Genomic DNA, 7,714 nt, shown 5'->3' with positions numbered 1-7,714 from the left:
ATTATGGATTCAATCAAATAAATAACCATTATATTAGTAAGACAATAGATGTGTTTAACCTATATTACTTACCGGTTATTTACTCAAAGTCAGCCGTATTTCAATTTAAAGCTACGTCTTTTAAACCTATGTATTTTAAACCTATGTTTTCGCTAGACCTCAGTACAGCCATTGATAAGTAATCAATGCTGGCTAGCTCACTCTGCCATCTCAACCAATCGCTTTATCTCAGCTTACATAAAAGGCAAACGATTGCTTTTTTACTGGCAGAGTCTTCAACTTCTGGTATGATCCGCACAGAAACAGGCAGTTGCCCTTCACAAGTACCAACAACAAGTGAGTACTTGTGCTTTCATCGCATTAATATGAAATAGGAATTTCGCCATGAGCCTCGCTGATCAAGTTCTTGCTGTAAATAATGACCTTCCAATCCGTACCGACAAACCCGTGCATAGCGGTAAAGTACGTTCGGTATATTGGTTAACTGAAGAAGACAGCCAGCGTCTGATTAAAGAAAAAGGCTACAATGTTAAGCCTGATGCCCCATTAGCAATTATGGTTATTAGTGACCGTATCTCAGCTTTTGACTGTATCTGGCACGGCGAAGGCGGCATGAAAGGTGTACCTGGTAAAGGGGCTGCTCTTAACGCGATTTCAAACCACTGGTTCAAGCTGTTCAACGAAAATGGCTTAGCCGACAGCCATATTTTAGACATTCCTCATCCTTTCATTTGGATTGTCCAAAAAGCGAAGCCTGTTATGATTGAGGCGATTTGCCGCCAATACATTACGGGCTCTATGTGGCGTTCATACGAGAAAGGCGAACGTGAATTCTGTGGTATTGAAGTACCAGAAGGCTTAACGCGTGACCAAAAGCTACCTGAATTGCTGATCACCCCTTCAACCAAAGGCATTTTAGAAAATGTTCCCGGCGTGCCTGCGGTTGATGATGTAAATATTACCCGCAAAAATATTGAAGATAACTTTGCAGCCTTCAATTTCAAATCTACCGATGATATTGCGTATTACGAGAAGCTATTAAAAGAAGGCTTTGATGTGATCAGCGGTGAACTCGAAAAGCTTGGCCAAATCTTCGTTGATACTAAATTTGAATTTGGTTATGTGGAAGATGCACAAGGTAACGAAAAGCTGATCTATATGGATGAAGTGGGTACACCTGATTCATCACGTATTTGGGAAGAGTCTTCTTACCGTGACGGTAAAATTGTCGAAAACTCAAAAGAAGGTTTCCGTCAGTTCCTGCTTAACTACTTCCCTGATGCCGACATTCTACTTAACAAAGATCGCATGGACGAGCGTTTTGCCCTTGCTCGTGATAATGAGCTGCCAGAAAGTGCATTAATGGCGTTATCAAAAACCTACACAGAGATCGCTGAAAAAGTAACAGGTCAAAAAATTGTCCTTAGCCAAAATCCTAAAGCTGAGATCGTCGCGATCCTACGTGAGCAATACGATTTGATCGATTAAGCATTACGGATAATCTCTACAAATTTGAACTGATATCAAAAGGGCTGCAATTGCGCAGCCCTTTCTTATTCTATTGTTTCGCCATTCACGCGGCTTTTCGTGTAAACAGCCACACCACGACATCTGGGTTCGAAGGGAAATACCAATGAATATAAGAGGCGGTTGTCGCCCCTTTGGTCCACACAGGATCGGTCTTACGACCATATTGGCTCACAGGCTGAGTTAGCACTTCTTCCTCCGACGAGGTCATTGAATAATGGAAAGTGTGTCCACGTAATGTGCCTAGCTCAAATGCCGCTTCAACTATGCCTAATGCTGCCAGTTTAGGCTGCATACGAGAATGCGCATTAAGCACTCCACACATAGCGACAGGAGAAGTATTCAACCTAGCTGTTTCTGATTCACCCTCTGGTGCTACCACCGCCGTTAACGTTTTATTAAGGTAAAGCATGCCGCCACATTCTGCGACACATGGCTTACCTGCTTGAACGTGCTGTTGAATTTGAGTGATAAGCGCCTGATTAGCATGTAACGCATCAAGGTGAAGTTCAGGGTAGCCGCCCGGTAAATACAAGGCATCACAGCATGGTAACGCGGTACCCGTGAGGGGTGAAAAATAGACCAGATCAGCCCCCAAGGCTTCTAGCAGCTCAAGGTTTGCCTGATACAAAAACAGAAAGGCGTTATCTTTTGCGACCGCTACCGTCACACCAGAGAGTGCCGTTTTTTGTACCTCAGTCAAAGCGCAGGGATCATCATGTAGATCAAATGCGATTGGTTTAGGCAATGGAATGTCACTACTGGCTGCAATGACACTTGCGGCATGATCTAGCCTAGCTTCAATGTCATCCAGCTCACTGGCCTGTACCAAGCCTAAGTAACGCTCAGGTAAAGCCAAATCCATGTCTTTCGGTAACCAACCACAGAATGTCAGCGGTGGACGTAAACTTTCTTGCAGCATTTCAGCGTGACGCTCAGAGCCAACACGGTTTGCAATCACGCCAAACACATCAACATCCTGACGGTAGCTGGCTAGCCCATGTGCAATCGCACCAAAGGTTTGTGCCATTGCGCCTGCATCTATCACAGCCAAAATAGGGATACCAAACGCCGCGGCAATATCAGCACTGGAGCACTGGCCATCAAACATCCCCATCACGCCTTCAATTAAGATCAAATCCGCTTCTTGCGATGCTTGTGCCAGTAAATTTCGACAATGTGCTTCGCCACACATCCAAAAGTCCAATTGATATACAGGTGCTTTAGAAGCTAAGGCTAAAAACTGCGGGTCAATAAAATCAGGCCCTGTTTTGAAAACCCTTACATTCTTGCCTTGCTGCGTGAAGTAACGCGCTAATGCTGCAACAACCGTGGTTTTCCCTGTGCCAGATGCCGGTGCTGCCACAACCAAGGCTGGGCATGAATATGAACTCATTGATTGTCCTTAATGTGTGTTAATACTGTGTTTACGCGCTGCAAGTCAGCATCATTGTGCGGCAAACCAAATCGAATCGCATGTTTCTCGTCGCACAGTCGCACCAGTACCCCTTGTTTGGCTAGTGTTTGATGCCACCAAGCCGCATGCGGCAGCTGAACTGTATGAAAAAGTATCCCACTGGCCATTGTTGCTTCAACAAGGTTATCTTTGCTGGAAAAATGGAGTGACAACACTTGGTGTAATTTATCTGCCATGGCACAGATTCGTTCACGGGTTTGCTGCTGCCAAGGTGTATCCGCTAATGCTTGCTGCAAGATATAACGGCTAGGTCCTGCAACCGTCCAAGGGCCAAGTAATGCCTGTAACGGAGCAAGCACCTTGGGCTGAGCGATCACAAAGCCAACGCGTGCCCCTGCTAAGCCAAAGAACTTACCTATAGAACGTAACACAACTCGATTTTCAGATAGCGTTTCAGCAGCACCATTTGCTCGTACTGCTGGATTGTTACTGTGTAAAAGCGAATGCGCTGGCGTGAGATCCATAAAAGCTTCATCAACCACCAGCCAACCACCTCGCACAGCCAATGCTTGCTGCCACAGGTGTAATTTATTAGCTGAAACATAATGGCCCGTTGGATTATTCGGGTTAATCACTACCAATACATCTATGCTATTTAGCTGCTCAGCGGATGGCTCATCAGGGTAAAAAACCAAAGAGATAGTAACCGTAGGAAATTGCGTTAACGCTTTTCGCCAAGCCTGTTCATGCTCTTTATAACCTACCTGCGGCAACGCAATCTGAATATCTTTTTTGCAGCTCCCCTCGCCTTCGCAATCACTTTCAATCAATGACGATAGGATCACACAGGGCAGCGCCATAATAGCAGCTTGGCTACCTGCGACAGGCAAGAGTGATTCACAACCGTAATATTGCTGCGCAACTTCCATCAAACCATCGTCATCTTCAGGCAGACGATTCCACACATATGTTGGGATCTGGCCGATAGGATATGTCCAAGGGCTAACGCCTGTAGAAAGATCGATCCATTCTTCTAGCGGCCGTTGATACAAGGCCGCGTACTCGCGTAACTTTCCACCATGGTTCAGCATGTTTTACTACTCATAAATAATGTTTTATAGCCTTTATAGCGCGGCAATAATCACCAAGACAGCGACCCATAGCCACGCGCTGCGTTCCACTAAACCACAGGCTAACGCTATTGCGGCTGCCGTTGCTTTCTCACCTTGCCCCATGAAGATCTTATCGTGTTGAACCCCATGATAGATTGCTGGCCCACCAATGGTGGTATTGATTGCCCCTGCGCCACTTGTCATCACAACCCCACCGTTAGGGCTGGCACACAAATGCGCTTGAGTACGCCAACAATGAAGCGCATTTTTAGTGTTCCCCACTAAGGCATAAGTCAGGCCTGTTAGCCGAGCGGGTAACCAGCCCATCGCATCATCAAGTTTTGCCGCGCTGTAACCAAAGTGGCAGTAACGATCATTTTTATACCCCCACATCGCATCTAAGGTATTCACTAATCGAAACAAAACAGCGGCTGGCGCACCACCAATTATGAACCAGAACATGGCACCAAAAACGGCATCGTTACCATTTTCAAGCACTGACTCCACCGTTGCTGACGTCACTTGATACTGATCCATTACGCTGGTATCACGGCTGACAATCCAACCCACTTTTTCACGCGCGGCACAAAGGTCACCAGCTACCAAAGGGCGGTAGATCCACTGTGCGTGCTGCAATAAACTGGTTTTCCCCACCGTGAAGTACAACACGATGACATTTGCCGCTAACCACAGATATAGCGATGCATGATAGAGCCAATCAAATAACCAGTATGTCACCAACAAAATAGGCAAGATCGCCAAGCACCACGCGCAGACACCAAGCAAAATGCCTCTTGATCTCGTATTAGCCATTCGAGAGCAACGTTTTTCAGAAGCGCGAACGGCCTGGCTCGACACTGATCGATTTAGCTGCTTTTCAATCCAGCTTGCCCAATGACCAAAACCAATTAAGGGATGAAAACGACGAACTTCGCCAAACCAAGCGTCTAGCAACAAACTGGCCACCAATAAAAGTGCTAGCGTGACTGAAACCGAATCAAACAACGCTGGCGGAGAATAAGCCCACAACATGATGCACTAACCTTCTTTATTCACTGTGTCACCGTCGACCACACGCGCTTTACGACACGCATGAGAAAACGTCGGGTCATACAATTTAGAATCAACAAAATCTTGTTCCCCAAGCACCTTACTGACAATGATCATCGCTGTTGAGCGAATATTGGCATCATGCATTTTATCTGCAATGTCAGCCAAGGTGCCTCGAATGATGCGCTGTTCTGGGTGAGAGGCTTTTTCAACCACAGCCACAGGCCAGCTCATTGGGTATACCTCGGAAAGCTCACGCACTACTTTACGAATGAGCGTTGCGCTCAAAAATAAACACAGTGTTGCTTCATGCGCTGCCAGTGATTTGAGGTTTTCTTTGTCTGGCACAGGCGTTCGGCCAGATGCGCGGCTTAATATGATCGTCTGGCACTTTTCAGGCAAAGTGAGTTCTTGACCCAATGCCGCGGCAGACGCTTGGAATGACGACACACCGGGAATAACCTGCCAATCAATACCAAGCGCATCTAAACGACGAACTTGCTCTGCCAACGAGGAATAGATCGAAAGATCCCCTGTTTGCACACGGGCAACATCTTCGCCATTCGCAAATGCATCCGTGTACACCTTGGTGATCGCATCCAGATCCATATCTGCCGAGTTAAACACTTTCGCATCAGGCTTCGCGCGCTCAATCACAGCTTTGGGCACTAAGCTACCTGCGTACAAGATCACAGGGCAACGCTCAACTAAGCGCGCGCCTTTAACTGTGATCAAATCAGGATCACCTGGGCCTGCACCAATAAAGAAGACGGTCATACTAATTCACCTGCTTTTTCACCCTGTTCTTGACGCGCTTTCACTGCTTCACCTTGCTGTTCAGCAGTAGCAGTATTTAACGAATGCCCGCGCTTTTGCCCTGATAGCACAGCCCCTGTTTCAAGCTGGTATTTATTCTTATAGCCACGTGGCGTAACAATCCAATCGCCAAAGTAATAGCTATTACTGTTACCCACGAGTACCGCAGCATTCATACCAAATTCTAGTGAAGTAAAGCTGTCGAGCGTACTTAACATCACACCTTGATCATCACGATACGCAGCATTCACTACCGCCACTGGGGTCTTGGGGGCGCGGTGCTGCAATAGGATCTGTTGCGCGGTTTCAATATGGCTTTTACGCTTTTTCGATCTTGGGTTATAAAACGTGATCGCAAAATCAGCCATTGCAGCCGCTTCTATCCGCTTGGTGATCACTTCCCAAGGTGTCAGCAGATCCGATAATGAAATCGTGCAACTATCATGACCAAGTGGCGCACCTACCAAAGATGCACAGGCATTCGCCGCAGTAATCCCCGGAATGATGGCAAGCTCAACAGCAGGTAACTCAGGATTACGCTGTTGTAATAGCTCCAGCACTAAGGGCGCCATTGCGTACATACCAGAATCGCCTGAACAGACGAGTACAACCGATTTACCTTCCGCCGCTGCATCAATCGCCGCTGCTGCTCTTTCCCACTCGCGCGTCATGCCACTTTGAATCACTTCTTGCTTATCAATCAGGGAAGTAATTAAGTCGACGTAGGCTTTATAGCCCGCCACAACATCGGCTGATTCAATGGCGTCGCGGGCGGCAGGAGTCACGAGATCGATACTGCCCGGCCCAAGGCCAACCAAGGTCAGTTTAGCCATGGTTCACCTCGGCGGTGCCGATAATCTGTAAAGCACGTTCTGGTGCGCCTATTTTGATCAACCCTTCCGCGATTTGCTTTTCGATTATCTCGATCAGTTCAGGCACATCTAACATACAGAACTTTTTATTCGCCTTATCATTGAGCGGCTCATTCGCCTTGTCATTCACCGTATCAAAGCTGTTAGCTGTTGCGTGTTGAACAGGTTCTGCAACTTGCACCTCAAAATCGGCGTCAAGTTGACCTTTGATACTGGCGAGGTCATTTTCAAAATGATTGCCTGAAACTAACAGTAGCGGCACTAAACGCAGCTTGGGTTTTTCACCATTGACAATCATAGGTTGGCAAGCCTGCTTCATCTCTTCGCTTAGGCTATCAATCAGTAATCCAAACGGCCACGCCCCTTCTAACGAGCAGGTAAAATTACGCTTAGAGATTTTAGTGAGTAGGCTATCGCAATAATGAATGGCTTGATGCCCAGGGTTATCCAGCAGTGGCGCACCATGGTGAATATATAAGTTACACCCTTGATCAACGGGAAAGCGCTGATGTAGTGCGCCAAGCAGTTTCGTTGCCAATTGGCTATGATGCATGATTGCAGGTGTTTGACCGATACGTGATAGCGAAAACTGCTTGAAGCCATCCACAATCTTGGTCAGATACAAATGTTCATCCGTTGGGAACAAGTAGCAAGAAACCACTAAAATATGCTGATAGCCTTGAGTATCTAAATCCGCTAACACTTGCGGCAAGCTCTGACACATTTCGCCTTTACCTGCGAGCTTCTTAATAACCATTTTAGAACTGGTTGCCATGCGAACGTGGCAGTCAGGATACAGCTCACTGATGTGTTGCTGCAGTTTCACGTAACGCTGTTGTTCTACCACAGAGCCAAAACAGCTCAGAACAATAGCGGTACCTTGGTTGTAATGACGTAAACGTTTCATTGATATTCCTATT

7 protein-coding genes are annotated in these 7,714 nt (G+C 46.7%); 1 reads left to right on the top strand and 6 read right to left on the bottom strand.

The window, feature by feature from the left end:
* Positions 1–384: 384 nt before the first annotated feature.
* Positions 385–1,488, top strand: a complete 1,104-nt coding sequence (locus ASV53_RS08050; RefSeq protein ID WP_094956723.1) for a phosphoribosylaminoimidazolesuccinocarboxamide synthase — start codon at positions 385–387, stop codon at positions 1,486–1,488.
* 85 nt (positions 1,489–1,573) lie between these two features.
* Here the strand turns inward: ASV53_RS08050 and ASV53_RS08045 are convergent, their stop codons facing one another.
* From ASV53_RS08045 to ASV53_RS08020, 6 genes are read right to left on the bottom strand one after another with little or no spacing between them, the layout of a single operon-like run.
* Complete coding sequence (locus ASV53_RS08045) at positions 1,574–2,923, bottom strand: cobyrinic acid a,c-diamide synthase CobB (RefSeq protein ID WP_094956722.1); 1,350 nt, start codon at positions 2,921–2,923, stop codon at positions 1,574–1,576.
* On the bottom strand, positions 2,920–4,035 hold the full coding sequence (locus ASV53_RS08040; RefSeq protein ID WP_094956721.1) for a threonine-phosphate decarboxylase: 1,116 nt from the start codon (positions 4,033–4,035) through the stop codon (positions 2,920–2,922). Before ASV53_RS08040 ends, ASV53_RS08045 begins: the two co-directional genes overlap by 4 nt.
* Positions 4,036–4,068: 33 nt before the next feature.
* Positions 4,069–5,088 (bottom strand): adenosylcobinamide-phosphate synthase CbiB, encoded by a 1,020-nt coding sequence (gene cbiB, locus ASV53_RS08035; protein ID WP_094956720.1) that lies wholly within the window; start codon positions 5,086–5,088, stop codon positions 4,069–4,071.
* Between the two features lie 6 nt (positions 5,089–5,094).
* Entirely contained in the window at positions 5,095–5,883 is a 789-nt protein-coding gene (cobM, locus tag ASV53_RS08030) for a precorrin-4 C(11)-methyltransferase (protein ID WP_094956719.1), read from the bottom strand.
* Complete coding sequence (cobJ, locus tag ASV53_RS08025) at positions 5,880–6,755, bottom strand: precorrin-3B C(17)-methyltransferase (RefSeq protein ID WP_094956718.1); 876 nt, start codon at positions 6,753–6,755, stop codon at positions 5,880–5,882. Before cobJ ends, cobM begins: the two co-directional genes overlap by 4 nt.
* The gene (locus ASV53_RS08020; RefSeq protein WP_094956717.1) at positions 6,748–7,701 is read right to left on the bottom strand and encodes a sirohydrochlorin cobaltochelatase; all 954 of its coding nucleotides are present in this window, start codon (positions 7,699–7,701) and stop codon (positions 6,748–6,750) included. The genes cobJ and ASV53_RS08020 overlap by 8 nt, the downstream gene beginning before the upstream one ends.
* Between the last annotated feature and the right edge of the window lie 13 nt (positions 7,702–7,714).

It is taken from the genome of Photobacterium sanguinicancri (assembly GCF_002265265.1).
GTDB lineage: Bacteria > Pseudomonadota > Gammaproteobacteria > Enterobacterales > Vibrionaceae > Photobacterium > Photobacterium sanguinicancri.
The sequence above is the reverse complement of the archived record's forward strand: the minus strand, read 5'-3'. Positions and strand labels throughout refer to the sequence as shown.

What these genes read in the sequence shown, in the direction of transcription:
- cbiB (WP_094956720.1), bottom strand. Translation starts at nt 5,088, where the DNA reads ATGTTGTGGGCTTATTCTCCGCCAGCGTTGTTTGATTCGGTTTCAGTC.
- ASV53_RS08020 (WP_094956717.1), bottom strand. Translation starts at nt 7,701, where the DNA reads ATGAAACGTTTACGTCATTACAACCAAGGTACCGCTATTGTTCTGAGC.
- ASV53_RS08040 (WP_094956721.1), bottom strand. Translation starts at nt 4,035, where the DNA reads ATGCTGAACCATGGTGGAAAGTTACGCGAGTACGCGGCCTTGTATCAA.
- ASV53_RS08045 (WP_094956722.1), bottom strand. Translation starts at nt 2,923, where the DNA reads ATGAGTTCATATTCATGCCCAGCCTTGGTTGTGGCAGCACCGGCATCT.
- ASV53_RS08050 (WP_094956723.1), top strand. Translation starts at nt 385, where the DNA reads ATGAGCCTCGCTGATCAAGTTCTTGCTGTAAATAATGACCTTCCAATC.
- cobJ (WP_094956718.1), bottom strand. Translation starts at nt 6,755, where the DNA reads ATGGCTAAACTGACCTTGGTTGGCCTTGGGCCGGGCAGTATCGATCTC.
- cobM (WP_094956719.1), bottom strand. Translation starts at nt 5,883, where the DNA reads ATGACCGTCTTCTTTATTGGTGCAGGCCCAGGTGATCCTGATTTGATC.